Annotated in this window: 17 protein-coding genes; 12 read left to right on the top strand and 5 right to left on the bottom strand. The window is 51.7% G+C overall.

The annotated features are described in order from the left end of the window. The first annotated feature begins 5 nt into the window (after positions 1 to 5). The 7 genes from ispG to ABT56_RS10660 all read left to right on the top strand — a co-directional run bounded on the left by ispG (position 6) and on the right by ABT56_RS10660 (position 7,639). Positions 6 to 1,121, top strand: coding sequence for a flavodoxin-dependent (E)-4-hydroxy-3-methylbut-2-enyl-diphosphate synthase (gene ispG / locus ABT56_RS10690; RefSeq protein ID WP_047878846.1), 1,116 nt, complete (start codon positions 6 to 8; stop codon positions 1,119 to 1,121). Between the two features lie 103 nt (positions 1,122 to 1,224). Then, entirely contained in the window at positions 1,225 to 2,493 is a 1,269-nt protein-coding gene (gene hisS, locus ABT56_RS10685; RefSeq protein ID WP_047878845.1) for a histidine--tRNA ligase, read from the top strand. Between the two features lie 13 nt (positions 2,494 to 2,506). Beyond that, the gene (locus ABT56_RS10680) at positions 2,507 to 3,118 is read left to right on the top strand and encodes a YfgM family protein (protein ID WP_047878844.1); all 612 of its coding nucleotides are present in this window, start codon (positions 2,507 to 2,509) and stop codon (positions 3,116 to 3,118) included. Between the two features lie 9 nt (positions 3,119 to 3,127). Continuing rightward, positions 3,128 to 4,285, top strand: a complete 1,158-nt coding sequence (bamB, locus tag ABT56_RS10675) for an outer membrane protein assembly factor BamB (protein ID WP_047878843.1) — start codon at positions 3,128 to 3,130, stop codon at positions 4,283 to 4,285. Positions 4,286 to 4,463: 178 nt separating this feature from the next. Continuing rightward, positions 4,464 to 5,960 (top strand): ribosome biogenesis GTPase Der, encoded by a 1,497-nt coding sequence (der, locus tag ABT56_RS10670; RefSeq protein WP_047878842.1) that lies wholly within the window; start codon positions 4,464 to 4,466, stop codon positions 5,958 to 5,960. 154 nt (positions 5,961 to 6,114) lie between these two features. Further along, complete coding sequence (locus ABT56_RS10665; protein ID WP_047878841.1) at positions 6,115 to 6,993, top strand: alanyl-tRNA editing protein; 879 nt, start codon at positions 6,115 to 6,117, stop codon at positions 6,991 to 6,993. A gap of 403 nt (positions 6,994 to 7,396) precedes the next feature. After that, on the top strand, positions 7,397 to 7,639 hold the full coding sequence (locus ABT56_RS10660) for a zinc ribbon domain-containing protein (RefSeq protein ID WP_047878840.1): 243 nt from the start codon (positions 7,397 to 7,399) through the stop codon (positions 7,637 to 7,639). Positions 7,640 to 7,705: 66 nt separating this feature from the next. On the opposite strand, the gene xseA is transcribed toward ABT56_RS10660, so the two are convergent. Then, entirely contained in the window at positions 7,706 to 9,058 is a 1,353-nt protein-coding gene (gene xseA / locus ABT56_RS10655; protein ID WP_047878839.1) for an exodeoxyribonuclease VII large subunit, read from the bottom strand. Positions 9,059 to 9,304: 246 nt separating this feature from the next. Between xseA and guaB the strand changes: the two genes are divergently transcribed. The 3 genes from guaB to ABT56_RS10640 all read left to right on the top strand — a co-directional run bounded on the left by guaB (position 9,305) and on the right by ABT56_RS10640 (position 14,438). After that, positions 9,305 to 10,768 (top strand): IMP dehydrogenase, encoded by a 1,464-nt coding sequence (gene guaB, locus ABT56_RS10650; RefSeq protein WP_047878838.1) that lies wholly within the window; start codon positions 9,305 to 9,307, stop codon positions 10,766 to 10,768. Between the two features lie 114 nt (positions 10,769 to 10,882). Next, positions 10,883 to 12,466 (top strand): glutamine-hydrolyzing GMP synthase, encoded by a 1,584-nt coding sequence (gene guaA / locus ABT56_RS10645; RefSeq protein ID WP_047878837.1) that lies wholly within the window; start codon positions 10,883 to 10,885, stop codon positions 12,464 to 12,466. Between the two features lie 412 nt (positions 12,467 to 12,878). Continuing rightward, positions 12,879 to 14,438 (top strand): AbgT family transporter, encoded by a 1,560-nt coding sequence (locus ABT56_RS10640; RefSeq protein WP_047878836.1) that lies wholly within the window; start codon positions 12,879 to 12,881, stop codon positions 14,436 to 14,438. Positions 14,439 to 14,506: 68 nt separating this feature from the next. On the opposite strand, the gene fghA is transcribed toward ABT56_RS10640, so the two are convergent. Further along, positions 14,507 to 15,352: an S-formylglutathione hydrolase gene (fghA, locus tag ABT56_RS10635; RefSeq protein ID WP_047878835.1), complete on the bottom strand. Its 846-nt coding sequence runs from the start codon at positions 15,350 to 15,352 to the stop codon at positions 14,507 to 14,509. Positions 15,353 to 15,414: 62 nt separating this feature from the next. Then, positions 15,415 to 16,545, bottom strand: a complete 1,131-nt coding sequence (locus tag ABT56_RS10630) for an S-(hydroxymethyl)glutathione dehydrogenase/class III alcohol dehydrogenase (RefSeq protein WP_047878834.1) — start codon at positions 16,543 to 16,545, stop codon at positions 15,415 to 15,417. A 207-nt stretch (positions 16,546 to 16,752) separates the two neighbouring features. On the opposite strand from ABT56_RS10630, the gene ABT56_RS10625 reads away from it, so the two are divergent. Both ABT56_RS10625 and tadA read left to right on the top strand, forming a co-directional pair. Then, entirely contained in the window at positions 16,753 to 17,625 is an 873-nt protein-coding gene (locus tag ABT56_RS10625) for a LysR family transcriptional regulator (protein ID WP_047878833.1), read from the top strand. Positions 17,626 to 17,684: 59 nt separating this feature from the next. Beyond that, positions 17,685 to 18,242 (top strand): tRNA adenosine(34) deaminase TadA, encoded by a 558-nt coding sequence (gene tadA, locus ABT56_RS10620; protein ID WP_047878832.1) that lies wholly within the window; start codon positions 17,685 to 17,687, stop codon positions 18,240 to 18,242. Positions 18,243 to 18,285: 43 nt separating this feature from the next. Here tadA and ABT56_RS24585 read toward each other — a convergent pair whose 3' ends face one another. After that, positions 18,286 to 18,408 (bottom strand): hypothetical protein, encoded by a 123-nt coding sequence (locus ABT56_RS24585; protein ID WP_276203181.1) that lies wholly within the window; start codon positions 18,406 to 18,408, stop codon positions 18,286 to 18,288. Between the two features lie 240 nt (positions 18,409 to 18,648). Next, the gene (gene mltF, locus ABT56_RS10615) at positions 18,649 to 20,190 is read right to left on the bottom strand and encodes a membrane-bound lytic murein transglycosylase MltF (protein ID WP_047878831.1); all 1,542 of its coding nucleotides are present in this window, start codon (positions 20,188 to 20,190) and stop codon (positions 18,649 to 18,651) included. Positions 20,191 to 20,265: the final 75 nt, after the last annotated feature.

The raw sequence follows: 20,265 nt of genomic DNA, 5'->3' as shown, positions 1-20,265 counted from the left end.
ATGTAATGCATAACGAGTCTCCAATTAAACGTCGCCAGTCCACACGTATTTATGTGGGTAACGTACCTGTCGGCGATGGTGCACCTATTGCGGTGCAGTCGATGACCAATACCCGTACCACGGATGTGGATGCAACGGTGGCCCAGATTAAGGCACTGGAAAAAGTCGGTGCGGATATTGTCCGTGTTTCGGTGCCGACGATGGATGCCGCTGAGGCTTTCCGCCTAATCAAGCAGCAGGTCAATGTACCGCTGGTGGCAGACATTCATTTTGATTACCGCATCGCCCTCAAGGTCGCAGAATATGGCGTCGACTGTCTGCGGATCAACCCTGGCAATATCGGCCGTGAGGATCGTATCCGCGCGGTGGTAGATTGTGCCCGTGACAAAAATATCCCGATCCGTATCGGCGTCAACGGCGGTTCGCTGGAAAAAGATATCCAGCAGAAATATGGCGAGCCAACCCCTGAAGCCCTAGTTGAGTCGGCGATGCGCCATGTTGATATTCTTGACCGCCTGAACTTCGACCAGTTCAAAGTCAGCGTAAAAGCATCAGATGTATTCTTGGCGGTGGAGTCATACCGTCAGTTAGCCCGCCAGATTGTTCAGCCGCTTCACCTTGGTATTACCGAAGCTGGCGGTGCCCGAGCAGGTGCGGTGAAATCGGCTGTTGGTCTGGGCATGCTGCTCTCTGAAGGTATCGGTGATACGCTGCGTATTTCTCTGGCCGCTGATCCGGTCGAGGAGATCAAAGTGGGCTTTGATATCCTGAAGTCTTTGCGTATCCGCTCTCGCGGGATTAACTTTATTGCCTGCCCGACCTGTTCGCGTCAGGAATTTGATGTGATCGGCACGGTCAACGAGCTCGAGCAGCGCCTTGAGGATATTACGATCCCGATGGATGTTTCCGTGATCGGTTGTGTGGTGAACGGCCCGGGCGAAGCAGAGGCCTCGCATCTCGGTATTGCCGGCGGCAACCGCAAGAGCGCATTCTACGAAGACGGCGTGCGTCAGAAAGAACGCTTTGACAACGAGAATGTCATTGACCAGCTAGAAGCTAAGATCCGCGCAAAGGCATCAATGCTCGATAGTAAAAATCGTATTGATGTAGCAGAAAAATAACGAAATTCCGTTGAACCGCTGTTGTCTTTGACGACAGCGGTTCACAGTTTGCGTTATAACCTATATATTCAACTCCATTCCCCATCGGTTAACGAGAATAAACGTGGCGAAACAAATTCAAGCAATTCGAGGCATGAACGATTGCCTTCCAACACAATCCCCACTTTGGCAGAAAGTGGAATCGACCATCAAACACGTTGTGAGCGCATACGGTTACAGTGAAGTACGTATGCCAATCGTTGAATCGACGCATCTGTTTAGTCGAGCGATCGGTGAAGTGACGGATGTTGTTGAAAAGGAAATGTACACCTTCGACGACCGTAATGGTGACAGCCTGACCCTGCGCCCTGAAGGTACTGCGGGCTGTGTGCGCGCCGGTATTCAGAACGGCCTTCTGTACAATCAGGAACAACGTCTGTGGTACACCGGCCCAATGTTCCGCCACGAGCGCCCTCAGAAAGGTCGCTACCGCCAGTTCCACCAGTTCGGTGTTGAGGTATTCGGCCTGAACGGCCCTGACGTTGATGCTGAGTTGATCATGATGACGGCTCGCATGTGGCGTGAGTTGGGTATTCACCAGCATGTTCGCCTAGAACTGAACTCAATTGGTTCGCTAGAAGCGCGTGCTGATTACCGTCAGGCATTGGTTGCATTCCTTGAGCAGCATATCGATATTCTGGACGAAGACTGCAAGCGTCGCATGCACACCAACCCGCTGCGCGTGCTGGATACTAAGAATGCGGCTATTCAGGAAGTACTGGTTGACGCGCCTAAGCTGTCTGAGTACCTAGACGAAGAGTCAAAACAACATTTTGACGGTTTGTGTGAACTATTGGATGCCGCTGGTATCGAATATCAGGTAAACGAGCGTCTGGTACGCGGTTTGGATTACTACAACCGTACCGTGTTCGAGTGGATCACGGAAAGCCTTGGCTCTCAGGGTACTGTTTGTGGCGGTGGCCGCTACGATGGTCTGGTTGAGCAGCTTGGCGGCAAGGCAACGCCTGCAGTTGGTTTCGCGATGGGCCTAGAGCGCTTGGTACTAATGATGGAAACCCTTGAGCTGAACGATGTTCGCCGTGCGGTGGATGTCTACATGGTAACGGCGGGTGAAGGCACCATGATGGCGGGCATGAAGCTGGCTGAAAAGCTACGCGAAGAGGTTCCGGGTCTACGTGTGATGAGTCACTTCGGTGGCGGTAACTTCAAGAAACAGTTCAAGCGTGCCGATAATGTCGGTGCGGCAGTTGCATTGGTGCTGGGCGAAAATGAAATCGCCGAGAATACCGTGGTAGTTAAAGATCTTCGCGGCGGTGAGCAAACCACTATGTCGCAGGACGACGTGGCAGCTAAGCTGGCCGAATTGATTTAAGAGAGGACAGGAAGTGGACGGCAATATCACAGAAGAACAACAAGTTGAACAGATTAAGGCTTGGTGGAAAGAAAACGGTAAAGCCGTTGTTCTTGGCGCTGTGATTGGTCTGGGTGGTCTGACTGGCTGGCGTTATTACCAAGCCGAAGTCCAGTCAGCCAAGGAGCAGGCATCAGATGCATATACACAAGTGGTCAGTGCACTTGAAAGTGGCAGCGACAATGCTGTAGCTGACATGAAAGCATATATTTCCTCTCACCAGAGCAGCCAATACTCGGTGCTGGCTGCGCTTCAACTGGCTAAAGTTCAGGTGGAGAAAGGTGAGTTGGACGCCGCCGCCGAACAGCTGAGCTGGGCGATTGCCAATACTCAGGATGCGGCGATTCTGCCTATTGCCCAGACCCGTCTGGCCCGTATTTTTGCGGCCCAGCAGGATTACGACAAGGCACTGGCTGAGCTTGACAAGGTGACGGCAGAAAGCTGGAAAGGTAAGGTGGCAGAGCTTAAAGGTGACATCTTGCTTCAGAAAGGTGATGCGATTGCTGCCCGTGAAGCCTATGTCCAAGCCCAGCAGCTAGGCGGTTCGCCAGCACTGCAAATCAAGTTGGATGATTTGGCTCAGTAAGGTAGGGATATGCAGAAGGTGTTAAAGCAAGCAATCTCCATGGCTTTGGCAGCTGGCCTATTGGTCGGCTGTGCCAGTGAGGAAGATACGATTCAGATGGCACCGCTGCCGGCTGTTGAAAACCAGTTTAGCCCGGTCAAGGTATGGAGCTCTTCCATCGGTGACGGTGTGGGGAATTACTTTTCCAAGCTGTCTCCGGCCTTGGGGTACGGAAAGCTGTATGTTGCAGACCGTGCTGGCTTGGTCAAGGCGCTGGATCCGGCAACGGGTAAGCTGATCTGGGAGCAGGATCTGGAAGAGGATATTACGGCCCGTTTGTCCGGCGGGATTACCTTGTCATACGGCAAGGTGTTCATTGGTTCGGAAAACGCGGAAGTGATCGCTCTCGATGAAGAGACGGGTGCTGTGGTATGGCGCAAGCCGGTTGAAGGCGAAGTGCTGGCCAAACCGCTGGTCGATGAAGGTCTGGTTATCGTCAACACCAGCCGTGGGATCTTGCAGGCACTGGATGCAGATACCGGCGAGAGCAAATGGCAGCTTGGTAGCGAATTGCCAAACTTGACCCTGCGTGGTGACAGCTCGCCGGTCGCTATCTCTGGTGGTGTGTTCTGGGGGCAGGCTAACGGCCGTCTGGCTGGTGCCTTGATGGCCAATGGCCAGCTGCTGTGGCAACAACCACTGGGCGCACCGAAAGGTGCGACGGAAATCGATCGCCTGATTGATGTTGATGCATCGCCGGTAATTGATGGTGAGCGCCTTTACGCAGTGGGTTACAACGGCAACTTGGTGTCGATTGACCTGCGCTCGGGGCAAGCGGCGTGGAAGCGCAGCTACTCCTCGGCCACCGATTTTGCAGTAGCAGGCAATTTGCTGTTCTTGGTTAACGACAAAGACCATGTGGTAGCGGTGGATAACCGTAGTGGTACTGAGTTGTGGGTAAACTCCCAGCTGGAACACCGTCTACTAAGCGCGCCTGCGGTAATTGATGGTTATCTGGTTGTTGGCGATACTGAAGGTTACGTACACTGGTTTGATCCATATACCGGTGATCTGGTTGCCCAGCAGGATGTCGGCGGTGATGGTATCGCAGTGCCCCCAATGAAGCTTGACGATGGCTATTTGGTGGTTACCCGCGATGGCAGCATTAACAAAATGCAAATGCCGTAAATTGTCGCTATAATATGCGCCATTAAAATTTCTCGGCTCCTGCTGTGATACAGTCAGGAGCCGTTATTGTTATGTCCATTCGCTATATTATTGTCGGTTGAAGGTGCGGTGTATACCGGCTGGAGGCAAGAATGAATGGCAAATATGTCAGTAAGACTATGAATAGAAAGAGGTACTTATGATTCCTGTTGTTGCCCTTGTCGGGCGCCCAAACGTGGGTAAGTCGACGTTATTCAACCGTCTTACCCGTACGAGGGATGCACTGGTTGCGGACTTTCCTGGCTTAACAAGGGATCGTAAATACGGCAAGGCTGAGCTTGACGAGCACGAATTCATTGTGATTGATACCGGCGGTATCGATGGCACCGAAGAAGGCGTCGAAACCAAAATGGCCGAGCAGTCACTGGCGGCTATCGAAGAAGCCGATGTTGTACTGTTTTTGGTAGATGGCCGTGCCGGCCTGACGTCTGCCGACGAAGCGATTGCCAAGCACCTGCGCAGCCGTGACAAGCCAACCTTCCTGGTAGTGAACAAGATTGATGGCATTGATGCCGACTGTGCTTGTGCCGAATTCTGGAAGCTAGGCATGGACGGTATGTATCAGATTGCCGCAACCCAGAACCGTGGTGTGACCGCGCTGATGGAGCGAGCACTGGCCCCGTTTGCCGAAAACTTGAAAAAAACCAGCGGCGACGAAGAAATGCAGATCGAAGATCTGACGTCGGTTGAAGATATCGAGAAGGCTAATCTGTCTGAAGCAGATGCTGAAGCAGCGTACAAGCGTCTTCAGGAGCAGCCAATCAAGATGGCTATCATTGGCCGTCCTAACGTGGGTAAATCAACCCTGACCAACCGTATCCTCGGTGAAGAGCGTGTGGTTGTCTACGATATGCCGGGCACAACCCGCGACTCTATCTATATCCCGATGGAACGCGAAGGCCAGGAATATGTTCTGATTGATACTGCCGGGATCCGTCGCCGTAAGAACATGAACCAAGCGGTTGAAAAGTTCTCAGTGATCCAGACCCTAAAGGCGATCGAAGATGCCAACGTGGTTCTTCTGGTGATTGATGCGCGCGAAAATATCTCGGATCAGGATCTTAGCCTGTTGGGCTTTGTACTGAACTCTGGCCGTTCGCTAGTGATTGCCGTGAACAAATGGGATGGCTTGGACAACGACGTGAAAGAGCGCGTGAAGTCAGAGCTTGACCGTCGTCTTGGCTTTGTTGATTTTGCCCGTATTCACTTTATCTCTGCGCTGCACGGTACTGGTGTTGGCCACCTGTATGAATCAGTGAAGGAAGCCTACCAGTCTGCGACTAAGCGTATCAGCACCTCGTTGCTGACTCGTATCATGCAGATGGCACAGGACGATCACCAGCCGCCGATGATCCGCGGACGCCGCGTGAAGCTGAAATATGCCCACGCCGGTGGTTACAACCCGCCGATTATCGTTATCCACGGTAACCAGGTGAATGAATTGCCGGGTTCGTACAAGCGATACCTGATGAACTACTACCGTAATACGCTGGAAATGATGGGTACACCAATTCGTATCATGTTCCAGAACAGCGATAACCCGTTCGAAGGCAAGAGCCAGAAACTGACGATCTCTCAGCAGCGTCAGCGTAAGCGCCTAGAGAGCGCGCTGAAAAACCGTGACCGCAACAACTAAGTTGCCCTGAGCGGATATCCTATAAAGCCCGGCTTGATGCCGGGTTTTTTATTACCTGCATTTTGTTATTTGGGCGGCTATTGGCAGTGATTTGTTCTGGTGTATGATCAAGTTTTGCCATTTTCTCTCTTTCTACCAACAACTAAGGAATGTTATGACCGCTGTAACCGCAACCAAAGTGTTGTTCCCTGAGCACTGTTACCAAAGTGATGCCACCGTTCAGTTGGCTGTTGATGCCAATGGGGCCGGTTGCTATATCGTGACAGATCAGACGCCGTTCCATCCTGTGAGCCATATTTGGCCTGATCATCCTGCAGATCAGGGAACCTTGGTGGTCGGTGGAATTGATCATCCGGTTTTGGGATGCCATGTCGGAGCGGTAGAGCTTGCTACCGGCAAGTTGTTGGTCGGCAGTGATATTTTCGTTAAGCGTGGTACCGAAGGTTGGGTTTTTGTGGTGGTTCACCATATTGGAACCGGCATAGGGTTAACGCCGGGAACGTCGGTACATTTGCAGGTAGATGCCGCTTACCAGCAGGCGTTGAGCCGGGGCCATAGTGGTGGTCATCTGTCATCATTGGCGCTAAACAAAGTGCTGCATGAACAATTTTGGCGCAAGGATGCCTCGCGCAAAGACGAACTCGGTCATTATGATTTCCATAGCTATGCCCAAAGTGAGAGCCGTGTAACCGAGGATCTGAGTACGGATACCTATCGTTTGGGCAAGACATTGCGTAAGCGTGGTTTTAATACGGCTGAGATGCTGGAGGCCCTGCCGGAGATAGAGCAGCAGGTTAACTTTCTGCTGGCCCAATGGTGCGATAGTGGTGCGCCGGTAGTGATCCGCCGAGAGGGGGAGGCGTTGACAGATTCACGTTACTGGCAATGTGATTTAGGCGAAGGGGGCGTGGTGGAGATCCCCTGTGGTGGGACGCATGTTACTTCCTTGGCAGAATATGCTGGGCTGGAGGTTTCTCTGGTGGCGGCCAGTGAGCAGGAGCTGGTGATGTTGACAAAAGCATCGGTGGCGTGATCTGAACCGGATAATCTACAAATCAGGATGGATTTAGTTTAACTATTTGTTTTTAATGTTATTTATCAATAGATCTTCTTGTGATCAAGAATATAGGTTGATCTGTGTGGTGGATTTTACAAAATACTTGATCGTTAGGTTTGATCTCGGAAGTTGTAGTTTTATATATCGGATTAAATTGAAATGCAGAATATGTAACTTATGCTTTCGGGAAGTGTATTGATAAATGTTCTTTTGATAGGTGATCGCTGATCGCGGTGTATTTTGTCGCTGATCAAGAGATCGAGTAAAGATCATCGCCAGTGTCTATCATCGGGATAGTGCTAATTTACGCTGTATTCGTAATGAAATGATTGGGACAGGTGTACGATAGCTACCATTGGCGCTCAAGGAGGAAATAGAGATGAGCCAAAGTCAGAATTATTGTCCGGATTGCCAAAGTGAATTGGTTTGGCAGCCGGAGGGGTACTTTTGTGATTTTTGCCAGCAGCCATTTCGCAAAGAGGCTTACTGTAATGAGTGCGGTGTGCGGCTGGAAAAATTGCAGGCATGCGGCTCGGCCAGCTATTTTTGTCATTGCTGCAACGAGCTGAAGTCAAAGTCACGGGTGAAGATAGTTTTTGCTCCGCAGGCCGAAGCGCAATGATTGTGATTGCGAGATAATAAAAAACGTCACCGGGGTGACGTTTTTTTATGGGTATTACTTCATTGGCTAGGATTTAGAGACGACAGAATGTATCTCGCCGTCGGCGACGCTAGTCAGTAGGTGATCGCCGGGACGAACCTGTGCGGCACTGCGCACGACCTGTCCTGAGCTATCTTTGGTGATGGAGTAGCCACGCGCCAGTGTTGCCAGCGGGCTGACTGTTTCGAGTTTCTCTGCGGCCAGTGCCAGTTTGTGATTGGCCTTGACCAGCTGGCGGTCCAAGGCGGTTTTAAGGCGCTGTTGGAGCGTATCGAGCTGGGCTGTTTGCCGTTGTAGTTGGCGCTGTGGTGAATGCAGTGCCAGCTTGTATTGCTGTTTGTTAATGTGCTGCTGGTAGCGGTTGAGCTGCTCTTGCATTGCCTTGAGCATACGTGCAGAAAGCTCGTCAAGCTGCTGTTGCTGTTGGTTCAGCCGGATTTGCGGATGCTGGCGATCTAGCCGGTGTTGAAGGCGCAAGATCTGGGTAGAGTGGCTGGCCAAGCGGTTTTTTATCGCATGCTGCAAACGCTGGCAGCGCTGTTCAAGCTGTTGTTGCTGGTGGTTACTGTCACGGCTGATCAGCTCTGCCGCTGCCGAGGGGGTCGGGGCCCTGACATCGGCGACAAAATCGGCAATTGTTACGTCGACTTCGTGGCCGACGGCACTGACGATAGGAATTTGGCTGGCGACGATGGTGCGGGCTACGATTTCCTCGTTGAATGCCCAGAGATCCTCAAGCGAGCCGCCGCCCCGGCCAACGATCAGTACATCGCACTCCTGGCGGGCGTTGGCTCTGCCTATTGCTTGGGCAATGGAGATTGCCGCTCCCTCGCCTTGAACCATCGTTGGGTAGATGACCACAGGCAAGCTCGGGTCGCGTCGTTTGAGGACATGGAGGATATCGTGTAGCGCAGCACCGGTTTGGGAGGTAATGATCCCGACCCGTTTAGGTTGTGCCGGCAGCGGTTTTTTCAATGTTTGGGCAAACAGCCCTTCGGCTGCCAGAGCCATCTTCAATTGCTCGAACTGCTGTTGTAGGCGGCCATCACCTTCGGGCTGCATGCTTTCGATGATCAGTTGGTAGTCACCGCGGGGTTCGTAGAGCGACAGCCGTGCTTTGACCAATACTTGCGCGCCATTGGCCGGTTTGAACATGACCCGCCGGTTGCTGCCTTTGAACATGGCGCATTTTACTTGGGCGCGTGAATCTTTGAGGGTGAAGTACCAATGCCCCGACACGGGCATGGAAAAGTTTGAAATTTCACCGACCAGCCATACGACACCCATCTCGTTTTCCAGGATCAGGCGAACCTGGGCATTCAAACTGGAAACCGTATAGATCCGGTCATTGGCTTGGGATTGTTGGTTGAAAAGGCTCAAGCGGCAAGCTACCTGTTGTGGGGGAGATGGGCGGTATTGCGCGGATGGCGGAGTTTGGGCAGATCTATGGACAGATCTTGGTCGAAAAATGCCGACCGCAGCACCGGAAACTTAACCGAAATATACTACACATCAAGAAGAAAAAGTCAATTAAAAAAATTACTAGCCAAACGATTGCACCGTGCGTATAATTCGACCGCAATATTTTATACATCCTTTCAACCCACTCTGGTGTGAGATATTGCAATGTTACGAATCAAACAAGAAGCTTTGACTTTTGATGATGTTCTACTAGTTCCAGCCCATTCTACCGTTCTACCTAACACTGCCGATCTGCGCACCCGCCTGACGAAAGATATTTCGCTGAATATTCCGATGATTTCTGCATCGATGGATACAGTAACCGAAGGCCGCCTGGCGATTGCCCTGGCGCAGGAAGGGGGTATCGGCTTTATCCACAAGAACATGTCTATCGAACAGCAGGCCTGCGAAGTACGCATGGTGAAGAAGTTCGAAGCGGGCGTTGTCTCTGAGCCGGTAACAGTCAAGCCATACAATACGATTGAAGATGTGAAGCGCCTGACACTGGAAAACGGCTTTGCCGGTTACCCGGTTGTATCGGATAACAACGAGCTGGTTGGTATTATTACTGGCCGTGATGTTCGCTTCGTGACAGATCTGTCGCTTAAAGTCGAAGAGGTGATGACACCGAAGGACAAGTTGGCGTCAGCCAAAGAAGGCGCATCGCGCGAGGAAGTCGAGCAAATCATGCAGCAGCACCGCGTAGAGAAAGTGTTGCTGGTTAACGACGATTTCCAGCTGCGCGGCATGATCACCGCCAAGGACTTCCAGAAAGCAGAGCGCAAGCCAAACGCTTGTAAAGACGAATTTGGTCGTCTGCGTGTCGGTGCGGCAGTCGGCGCGGGCGCGGGTAATGAAGACCGCGTTAAGGCGCTGGTTGAAGCCGGTGTCGATGTGCTGCTGATTGACTCTTCTCATGGCCATTCAGAAGGTGTTCTGAATCGTATCCGCGAAACCCGCAATGCTTACCCTAACCTGCCTATTATTGGCGGCAACGTGGCAACAGCTGAAGGTGCCCGTGCTCTGATTGAAGCTGGCGTAAGTGCTGTGAAAGTCGGTATTGGTCCAGGTTCAATCTGTACGACCCGTATTGTTACCGGTGTTGGTGTTCCTCAGGTAACAGCGATTGCCGATGCGGCAGCAGTGGCTGATGAATACGGTATCCCTGTTATTGCCGATGGCGGTATCCGTTTCTCTGGCGATATGTGTAAGGCGATTGCTGCCGGTGCATCGTGTGTGATGGTCGGCTCGATGTTTGCCGGCACCGAAGAAGCTCCGGGTGAAGTGGAGCTGTACCAAGGCCGCGCCTACAAGTCATACCGTGGTATGGGCTCGCTGGGTGCGATGTCCAAAGGTTCTTCTGACCGTTATTTCCAGTCTGACAATGCGGCTGACAAATTGGTACCGGAAGGTATCGAGGGCCGTGTTGCCTATAAAGGCCACATGAAAGAGATCGTACACCAGCAAATGGGCGGCCTGCGTTCAAGCATGGGCTTGACTGGCTCGGCTACCATCGAAGAGCTGCGCACCAAGGCGGAGTTTGTACGTATCTCCGGTGCAGGTATGAAAGAGTCGCATGTTCATGACGTGACCATTACCAAAGAAGCGCCAAACTACCGTATGGGTTAATTTTCACCGCCCGTACCAACGGGTGGCGAAAACGTTTGCCTAACTGCAAAACTTGTATAAGATTGGGGGCGATTTTAGCCCCCACCTTTTAATAAATTCTTGAGACAGCTCGAAATGACCACTACCACAAATATTCATGACCAGCGTATTCTGATCCTGGACTTTGGTTCTCAGTACACGCAGCTAATTGCCCGTCGTATTCGCGAAATCGGTGTTTACTGCGAACTGTGGAGCTGGGATGTTGATGAGGCGGATATCCGCGAGTTCAACCCTAACGGTATTATTTTATCAGGTGGTCCAGAGAGCGTGACTGAGGAAGGTTCTCCTCGCGCTCCTCAGTATGTATTCGAAGCCGGTGTGCCAGTATTCGGTGTGTGCTACGGCATGCAGACAATGGCTGAGCAGCTAGGTGGTAAGGTTGCCGGTTCAAACGAGCGAGAGTTCGGCTATGCGCAGGTGCGCGTGGTAGAACCAACAGACTTCCTGCTCAATATCGAAGACGCTATTGCCGAAGACGGTACGGCATTGCTTGACGTATGGATGAGCCACGGCGATAAAGTGATTGAAATCCCATCTGATTTCGTCAAGGTTGCAGAGACCGAAACGTGTCCTTACGCAGCGATGGCCAATGAAGCTAAGCATTTCTACGGCGTTCAGTTCCACCCGGAAGTAACCCATACTCGTCAGGGTATGCGTCTTATCGAAAACTTCGTCCTTAATATCTGCCGCTGCGAGAAGCTGTGGACATCAGAGAACATCATCGAAGATGCCGTAGCCCGCATCAAAGAGCAGGTTGGTGACGACGAGGTGATCCTTGGCCTGTCTGGTGGTGTTGATTCATCCGTTGTGGCGATGCTGGTTCACCGTGCAATCGGTGACAAATTGACGTGTGTATTCGTTGACAACGGCCTGCTGCGCTTGAACGAAGGCGAGCAGGTAATGGATATGTTCGGTGACCATTTCGGCCTGAACATTGTTCATGTTAATGCGGAAGAGCGCTTCTTGTCGGCACTGGAAGGTGTTGATGAGCCTGAAGCCAAGCGTAAGATCATCGGTCGCGTGTTCGTGGAAGTGTTTGACGAAGAGTCGAAGAAGCTGCAAAACGCCAAGTGGCTGGCACAGGGTACGATTTACCCTGATGTGATCGAGTCTGCTGCTTCTAAGACAGGCAAGGCACACGTTATCAAGTCGCACCACAACGTGGGCGGCCTGCCAGACGATATGAAGATGGGCCTTGTCGAGCCGCTTAAAGAGCTGTTCAAAGATGAGGTTCGCAAGATCGGCCTTGAGCTTGGCCTGCCTTACAACATGCTATACCGCCATCCGTTCCCTGGGCCGGGCCTAGGTGTTCGCGTGCTGGGTGAAGTGAAGAAAGAGTACTGTGACCTGCTGCGCCGCGCCGATGCTATTTTCATCGAAGAGCTGCACAAAGCGGATTTGTACAACAAGGTCTCTCAGGCTTTCACCGTGTTCCTGCCGGTTCGTTCTGTAGGCGTGATGGGCGATGGTCGTAAGTACGATTGGGTTGTATCGCTGCGTGCGGTAGAGACGATCGACTTTATGACTGCGCACTGGGCTCACCTACCTTACGAGTTCTTGGGCAAGGTATCGAACCGTATCATCAACGAAGTAGACGGTATCTCCCGCGTGGTATACGACGTATCCGGCAAGCCGCCAGCAACGATCGAGTGGGAATAAGATTCTCCGTGTGAGGATTATCATTCTGGTTGTAAAAAGGGTCCCGTTAGGGACCCTTTTTTTATCGTCTACACTTTACCAGATTGCTAGGATATTTAACTGTTGTTGATTGAAAGTGATGTTGACGGTAACGAGCATTTTGTATCTTTACTCGCAAAGTTAGTTGAAAATTCCGTTGCTGACTTTTGTTGTTGTTGTGAGTTATATGTTTTTAGGATGTTTCGTATTAATATCCCCTTACAAAATGGTCTAGTAGTATTTTGTTATTAGTTAGATGAACATGCGTTTTCTTTTGATCTTTTCATTACAATCCTTGTCGGTTTTTCTATGTGGGTAACATGGGAATAGCGGCGGATAAATAATTATTACAGCACCGCAAACTAACAACATCATCAATAACCATGGAGTTCCCATGAGTAATCAAGCAGTAAATAAGGCACCGGACACACCGCCGAGTGCGATGGACAAATTTCTTAATGGCATTGAACGTGTCGGTAACAAGATTCCAGATCCAGCCCTTTTATTCTTTTGGGGATTGGTCCTAGTTTGGGTCCTTTCCGCAGTACTATCACAATTTGATTTTGGTCTGGTTCATCCTGTGACTCAGCAGGCAGTAGAAATTAAGAATCTACTTACCGGTGAGTCTATGGCGAGTTTCCTTGCCAATATGGTGAAAAACTTCACCGGTTTTGCACCTCTGGGAATTGTACTTGTTGCGATGCTGGGGGTAGGTGTTGCTGAAGCATCAGGCTTTATCAATACTGGCCTTAAGAAAATGCTGAATATCACGCCAGTTAAACTACTGACTCCTATGCTGATTTTGGTGGCGATTGTGTCACACACAGCAGCTGATGCGGGTTATGTACTGGTTATTCCACTAGGTGGTATCATCTTCCACGCTGCTGGCCGTCATCCTCTGGCGGGTATTGCGGCTGCATTTGCCGGTGTATCAGGTGGCTTCTCTGCCAACTTCATTCCATCGGGTATCGATCCTCTGCTAGCTGGCTTTACGCAAGAGGCGGCGCGGATTATGGATCCTGACTATATTGTTAACCCTCTGGCAAACATCATATTCACCGGGCTATCTTCATTCGTCATCGTTGCAATTGGCTGGTATATCACAGATAAGATTGTTGAACCTCGCCTATCCAAAGTAGCGATTGACGAAGACGCTGAAGAAGCTCCTGATATGGGTTCATTTACTGAACTTGAATCGAAAGCATTCTCTCTTGCAGGTTGGTCAATGATTGCGGGTATCGCATTGTTGGTGGTCGCTCTTATCCCTGAGTCATCGCCGCTACGTTCCCCGTCTGGTGAAATCGCGGCATTTAATGCTCCTGTGATGCAATCTATCGTACCGTTGATTTTCATCCTGTTTGTTATCCCGGGTATTATCTACGGTAAAGTTGCAGGTACCTTCAAGCAGAGCCAAGACGTGATTAAGGCCATGTCTACCACGATGGCGGGTATGGCTGGCTTTATGGTGATGGTATTTTTCATCGCCCAATTCCTTGTTGCGTTTACTCAATCTAATATCGGTACGCTACTGGCACTGTCCGGCGCTCAGCTGCTACAGGCGATGAACTTGCCAGGTCAGATCACTATCGTTGGTATGATTCTGCTAACGGCATCGGTCAACCTATTGGTGGGTTCTGCCTCTGCGAAGTGGGCACTGATCGGCCCAATCATGGTACCGATGCTGATGGCGGTAGGTATTTCTCCTGAGCTGACTCAAGCCGCTTACCGTGTAGGTGACTCTGTGTCTAACATCATTTCTCCAATGATGGTGTTCTTCCCGCTGGTGGTGGTTTACATGCAGCGTTATGTGAAGAGCGCAGGTATCGGTACGCTAGCATCTATGATGATGCCGTATTCCATTGCGATGTTGGTTGGTTGGACTATTTTCCTACTGGTTTACTGGGCAATTGGTATTCCTCTAGGTATCCAGGCTCCGTACACTTACACGATGTAATCTGGATCTTTGTAGCATTGTCGAAACCCGCTCGAAAGAGCGGGTTTTTTTATGGGTGGTAGGGACAGTTAATCCAACAGGTGCTGAGCGTGGAAGCGCAGGTGGTCGTCAATGAAGCTGGCAATAAAGTAGTAGCTATGATCAAAACCTTCTTGCATCCGTAGCTCCAGCGGGTAGTCAGCCGCTTTGGCGCTGGCCACTAAGGTCTCTGGCTTGAGCTGTTCGGCCAAGAAGTCATCTTGGTCACCTTGATCGACCAGAGCCGGAACCGGTTGGGCGGAGTTCCTCATCAGCAAGGCGCTATCGTATTGTTCCCAGCTGGTCTTATCTGAGCCGAGGTAGCCAGCAAAGGCCTTCTTGCCCCAAGGGCATTGGGTCGGATTGCTAATGGGGCTAAAGGCCGAGACAGACTGGTAGCGTGATGGATTGCGCAGGGCAAGCATCAAGGCACCGTGGCCGCCCATGGAGTGGCCGCTGATCGACCGCTTGTTGTTGACCGGGAAGTGGCTTTCGATCAGTGCTGGCAGTTCTTCCAGTACATAATCGTACATCCGGTAGTGGCGGTTCCAAGGGGCCTCGGTGGCGTTGACGTAGAAACCCGCACCGTGGCCGAAGTCATACGCACCCTCCGGATCATCGGGGACGTCTTCGCCGCGCGGGCTGGTATCCGGGGCGACGATGGCGATCCCCAGCTCGGCCGCCAAACGTTGCGCCCCGGCTTTTTGCATGAAGTTCTCGTCGGTGCAGGTCAGCCCCGACAACCAGTAGAGAACGGGAACCTTGTCGCCACGGGTAATGTGGGGCGGAAGGAATATCGCAAAGCGCATGGTACAGCCAAGCACTTCGGAGTAATGGCTATATTGTTTGTGCCATCCACCGAAGCTCTTGTTCCAACTGATATTTTCAATACTCATAAGGTCGCCTGTAACGAGACAGGGAGCTGTTGCCAGCTCCCTGAAAAATAGAGAATGGAGGATTACTTGTTGTAGTGAATCACGGTGCGGATGCTCTTGCCTTCATGCATCAGGTCAAAGGCTTCGTTGATTCCCTCAAGACCCATAGTATGGGTGATGAAGTCATCCAGCTTGAATTCCCCCGCCATGTAGCGGTCGACGATCTCCGGCAGTTCAGAACGGCCTTTTACGCCACCGAAGGCTGAGCCACGCCATACACGGCCGGTTACCAGTTGGAACGGACGGGTTGAAATCTCTTGGCCCGCACCAGCTACGCCGATGATGACAGATTCGCCCCAACCTTTATGGCAGCATTCTAGTGCCGAGCGCATAACGTTGACGTTACCGATACACTCGAATGAGAAATCGACGCCGCCATCGGTCATCTCGACGATCACCTCTTGGATAGGCTTGTCGAATTTCTGCGGGTTAATGCAGTCAGTTGCGCCCAGTTCTTTGGCAAGCTCGAATTTGCTCTCGTTGATATCAACACCGATGATACGGCTGGCACCTGCCATGGTCGCACCGATAATTGCCGATAGGCCGATCCCGCCAAGACCGAAAACGGCAACGGTATCGCCTTTTTGTACTTTGGCTGTTTTTAGTACCGCACCCATACCAGTAGTTACGCCACAGCCCAGCAGGCAGACTTCTTCAAGCGGTGCTTCTTTGTTCACTTTTGCCAGTGAGATCTCAGGCAGTACCGTGTACTCAGAGAATGTCGAGCAGCCCATGTAGTGGAAGATTGGCTGGCCGTCTTTGTAAAAACGGGTTGTACCGTCAGGCATCAGGCCTTTGCCCTGTGTTTCGCGGATCTTTTGGCATAGGTTGGTTTTACCTGATTTGCAGAACTTACACTCGCCACACTCAGGGGTGTAAAGAGGGATCACATGATCGCCAACTTCAACGCTGGTTACGCCTTCGCCGACCATTTCGACGATACCGCCGCCTTCGTGGCCAAGAATGGCAGGGAAGATCCCTTCAGGATCATCACCAGACAAGGTGAAGGCATCGGTGTGGCAAACGCCGGTGGCGATGATGCGAACCAGTACCTCGCCTTTCTTTGGTAGCATGACATCGACTTCTTCAACAGAAAGAGGCTGGTTTGGACCCCAAGCGATTGCCGCGCGTGATTTGATGAATTGTTCAGACATTTTGTTTCTCTCTATTTGTTATTGGGCACTGCCCGGTTGTTCCTACCTTTGGCTGTTTAATAAAAGTAGGAGAGAAAATGTCGGGAGACAGAGATATGTTTTAGTTCTCGTTCCCGTTGTGATGTGTGCAGTATATTTATTTCACATGAAATGATAATTACCATAAAATGCAAATTACTTTTTCTGTTTGGTAATAATGGTGCTGTGATGTTTGTCTGGGAAGGGGTCTCTGAATTTGTTGCGGTGGCGGAGAGCGAGAGTTTTACGGCTGCCGCAAAGCAGCTGGGTATTTCGACGGCGCAGGTCAGTCGGCAGGTGAGCGCGTTGGAAAACCGGCTCAACACCAAGCTGTTCTACCGAACCACACGAAAAGTATCGGTTACCGAGGAAGGGGCGATTTATTACCGTCATTGCAGGCAGGTGATGAATGGTCTGGCAGAAGCCGAGCGGGCGATCAGCGAGCGGCGCGACACGCCTCAGGGCAGTATCAAAATGACCGCCCCTGTGACCTATGGCGAGCAGTTCGTGATGCCGTTGGTCAATGAGTTCATGCTCCAGTTCCCCGAAGTCGAAGTGACGATGGAGCTGACTAACCGGCAGGTCGATTTGGTTGAAGGAGGCTTCGATTTGGCGATTCGCCTTGGGCGACTGTCAAGCTCAAGCATGATGGCGCGAAAACTGGCGAGCCGAACCCAGTATATCTGTGCCGCCCCGATGTACTTTGAAAAATACGGGGTACCGCATTCGTTATCTGAGTTGCGCCAGCATAACTGCTTGGTGGGCAATAGCGATCATTGGCATTTTATTGAGTCCGGCCGGGAGCGTAGCGTCCGGGTGAGCGGCAACCTGCGCTGTAATAGCGGTTTTGCCCTGCGTGATGCGGCGCTGAAAGGGCTGGGGGTGGTTCAATTGCCGGATTATTATGTGGCTGAGGATTTGGCCAACGGCAGCCTTGTGGAAATACTTGCCCCGTTTAGAGAGCCGGAAGAGGGGATTTGGGCGCTGTACCCGCACAACCGTCACCTATCGCCAAAAGTTCGCCTGTTGGTGGATCATTTGGCCAAGGCATGTGGGGCATAGCACGGAGTTGCGTTATAATCCCGCGCTTAACCTAACTAACAGCAGTGATATTCGTACCGATGACCAGTAACAAGCCCCTATACACAGACGAAGATTATATGCGCCGGGCAATGGTGCTGGCAGCCAAGGCCGAGGCTGAGGGGGAGGTACCGGTTGGTGCTGTTGTCGTCTATCAGGGGCAGGTGGTCGGAGAAGGCTGGAACCGTTCAATCACCCAGCACGACGCAACTGCCCATGCCGAGATCATGGCGTTGCGCCAAGCGGGCAAGGTAATCCAGAATTACCGCCTGATTGATGCCGTGATGTATGTCACTCTCGAACCTTGCCCAATGTGTGCCGGTGCTATGGTGCATAGCCGTATTGGTAAGGTGGTGTTTGGTGCTCATGATCTCAAGACCGGCGCGGCCGGCAGCATTATGAACCTGTTGAGCTATGCACAGGTCAACCATCATGTCGAGATTGAGTCGGGTTTGCTGGCAGATGAGTGCCGTGCCCAGCTTCAGGCTTTTTTCAAACGCCGTAGGGCCGAAAAGAAAGCAGAGAAGCAGGCGAGGCGGGTTGCCGAGTCAGGAGTGGATGATGAGGGCGGGCTTTCCGGTACGCACCGCAAACCATAGATATGTTAGGGCCGCTACGATAGCGGCCCTTTTTACATCCTGTTTATCGAGAAGAGCAGGGCATGGTGGCAACGGTATAGCGACGATGGCGGGCTAGGACTTTCTTACGATTGTTGGCTGCATGGCGCTTGCGGCGAATGGATGATTTCCCGCTATGCTTTCGCATTCCCTGCAGGGTTCTTTTTCTGGAAAAACGCATCATACCTCCGTGTTTATTGTTGTTAAATGAAGGCGTTGGGGAAGATCCCCAGAAGGCTATGGCATTAGTATCATTGAAAATCGCGCCGGTGTAGGCGAGGGCTGTCACATTTATTTTATGGCTGTTGCCATTGGCGTTGCGAGTGGTTGTGATTTGAGCTGAAAAAGAAACAGCCTGCTGGGCAGGCTGTTTGGGATAACCGATCAGCTATTGGTTGTGGCTGGTGGAATAGAAGTGGGAATGTCGCTCTGGCTTAGGCAGCGGTGTGAGTGCCGGAATGTCTGCCTGTGCCTGTGCCTGTGCCTGTGCCTGTGCCTCTTGGGTGATGTCCTTGACTTGCGGCATTGGCGTTGGGGTGATGGTATGCAGGCCATCCACTAGGCTGACTTCTTCTTGCTGCGGTTGCTGGCTGTGTGTTTGCTCATAGCCGATAATACTCTGGTAATAGCGGCGAATATTCTCGACATAGTTCAATGCCTCGTCGCCGCGTGCATAACCATAGCGGGTCTGGCGGTAGAACTTGCGCTGGCGTAGCAATGGCAGGCGCTGTTTGACATCGCTCCACGCATCAGGGTTTCCGCCCTGCGCTTTAGTTAGGCGGCGTGCATCCATTAGGTGGCCGAAGCCAACATTATACGAAGCAAGGGCAAACCATACTTTTTCATGGGTCTCGACACTGTCCGGGATCCGGTTGATCATTTTGCGCAGGTATTCAGTCCCGCCGCGGATGCTTTGCTCAGGATCAAGGCGGTTGGTAACGCCAACGGATTTAGCTGTTGGCAGAGTCAGCATCATCATGCCCCGTACCCCGGTCGGTGATACCGCTTTTGGATTCCAGTGTGATTCCTGATACGCAAGGGCGGCAATGAGTCGCCAATCAAACTCATTGGCATATTGTTTGAATAGCCCTTCCCATTTAGGTAACTTGCCCTCGACAGCTCGCAAGAAGGCGCGGGTATCGACATAGTCAAACTTGTCGACATGACCGAAGTACTTTTCTTCGAGCTTGGCCAGTTCGCCGCTTTGCTGGATTTCACCAAAGAATTCGATCAGCAGGGCATAAAGGCTGTCATCGGGGCGCTGGTTGACAAACCAGGCAATAGGCTCGTCCTCGGTCAGTTCGAGTGCCGTGGTGATATCAGGGTAGATACGCTGGTTAAGGGCGATATCAACCGAGTCGGCCATAGTGTAATCAATGTTGCCGATAGCCACTTGGCGCAGCAGTTCATCGGTGTCGATCTCCTCGGCGCTTTCCCAAGTCAGATCTGGGTATGTCTTTTTCAGGGCAATGAGGGTCTTTTCGTGGCTCGACCCTTGGGCGACGACCAGGCGGCCTTTGCTTTCTGCCAAGTTTTTAATATCGCGCGGGCGCCATTGGCCTTTTTTGTAGACCACTTTTTGGCTGGCATAATAATAGGCTGGTGCAGCGCGAAATTCCGCAAGACGCTCATCGGTCATGGTCAGTCCTGATGCCAGAATGTCGACATCGCCTCGCTTGAGGCTAGGGAACATGCCAGCCAGGCTGAGCATTGGTTTCATTTCCAGCTTTACGCCCAGTTTGTCGGCGAAGCGGCGGGCCAGCTCGTAATCAAGGCCTGTTGGCCCTTCGTTACCGATATAAAAAGACAGCTGGTTATTGAGGGTGCCTACCCGCAAGACACCGCTTTGCCGGATGCGTTCGAGGTCTGTCAGCGGCTCTTCTTGCCACAGGCAGCCACTTAACATTACCACGCTAACTAGCAAGGCCATGATATGTTTGAAATAACGTCTTGGTTGGATAATGCTCAACGCAACATGCTCTTTGTAATACTAGGGCGTTCTTTA

Origin of the sequence: Photobacterium aquae (genome assembly GCF_001029445.1) — a bacterium.
Lineage (GTDB): Bacteria > Pseudomonadota > Gammaproteobacteria > Enterobacterales > Vibrionaceae > Photobacterium > Photobacterium aquae.
This window is presented reverse-complemented; position numbering and strand designations above follow the sequence as displayed.

Bases quoted from the DNA above. Each gene is read 5' to 3' on its own strand.
- ispG (WP_047878846.1), top strand. From the start codon at position 6: ATGCATAACGAGTCTCCAATTAAACGTCGCCAGTCCACACGTATTTAT.
- bamB (WP_047878843.1), top strand. From the start codon at position 3,128: ATGCAGAAGGTGTTAAAGCAAGCAATCTCCATGGCTTTGGCAGCTGGC.
- der (WP_047878842.1), top strand. From the start codon at position 4,464: ATGATTCCTGTTGTTGCCCTTGTCGGGCGCCCAAACGTGGGTAAGTCG.
- ABT56_RS10665 (WP_047878841.1), top strand. From the start codon at position 6,115: ATGACCGCTGTAACCGCAACCAAAGTGTTGTTCCCTGAGCACTGTTAC.
- ABT56_RS10660 (WP_047878840.1), top strand. From the start codon at position 7,397: ATGAGCCAAAGTCAGAATTATTGTCCGGATTGCCAAAGTGAATTGGTT.
- guaB (WP_047878838.1), top strand. From the start codon at position 9,305: ATGTTACGAATCAAACAAGAAGCTTTGACTTTTGATGATGTTCTACTA.
- guaA (WP_047878837.1), top strand. From the start codon at position 10,883: ATGACCACTACCACAAATATTCATGACCAGCGTATTCTGATCCTGGAC.
- ABT56_RS10640 (WP_047878836.1), top strand. From the start codon at position 12,879: ATGAGTAATCAAGCAGTAAATAAGGCACCGGACACACCGCCGAGTGCG.
- fghA (WP_047878835.1), bottom strand. From the start codon at position 15,352: ATGAGTATTGAAAATATCAGTTGGAACAAGAGCTTCGGTGGATGGCAC.
- ABT56_RS10630 (WP_047878834.1), bottom strand. From the start codon at position 16,545: ATGTCTGAACAATTCATCAAATCACGCGCGGCAATCGCTTGGGGTCCA.
- ABT56_RS10625 (WP_047878833.1), top strand. From the start codon at position 16,753: ATGTTTGTCTGGGAAGGGGTCTCTGAATTTGTTGCGGTGGCGGAGAGC.
- tadA (WP_047878832.1), top strand. From the start codon at position 17,685: ATGACCAGTAACAAGCCCCTATACACAGACGAAGATTATATGCGCCGG.
- ABT56_RS24585 (WP_276203181.1), bottom strand. From the start codon at position 18,408: ATGCGAAAGCATAGCGGGAAATCATCCATTCGCCGCAAGCGCCATGCA.
- mltF (WP_047878831.1), bottom strand. From the start codon at position 20,190: ATGGCCTTGCTAGTTAGCGTGGTAATGTTAAGTGGCTGCCTGTGGCAA.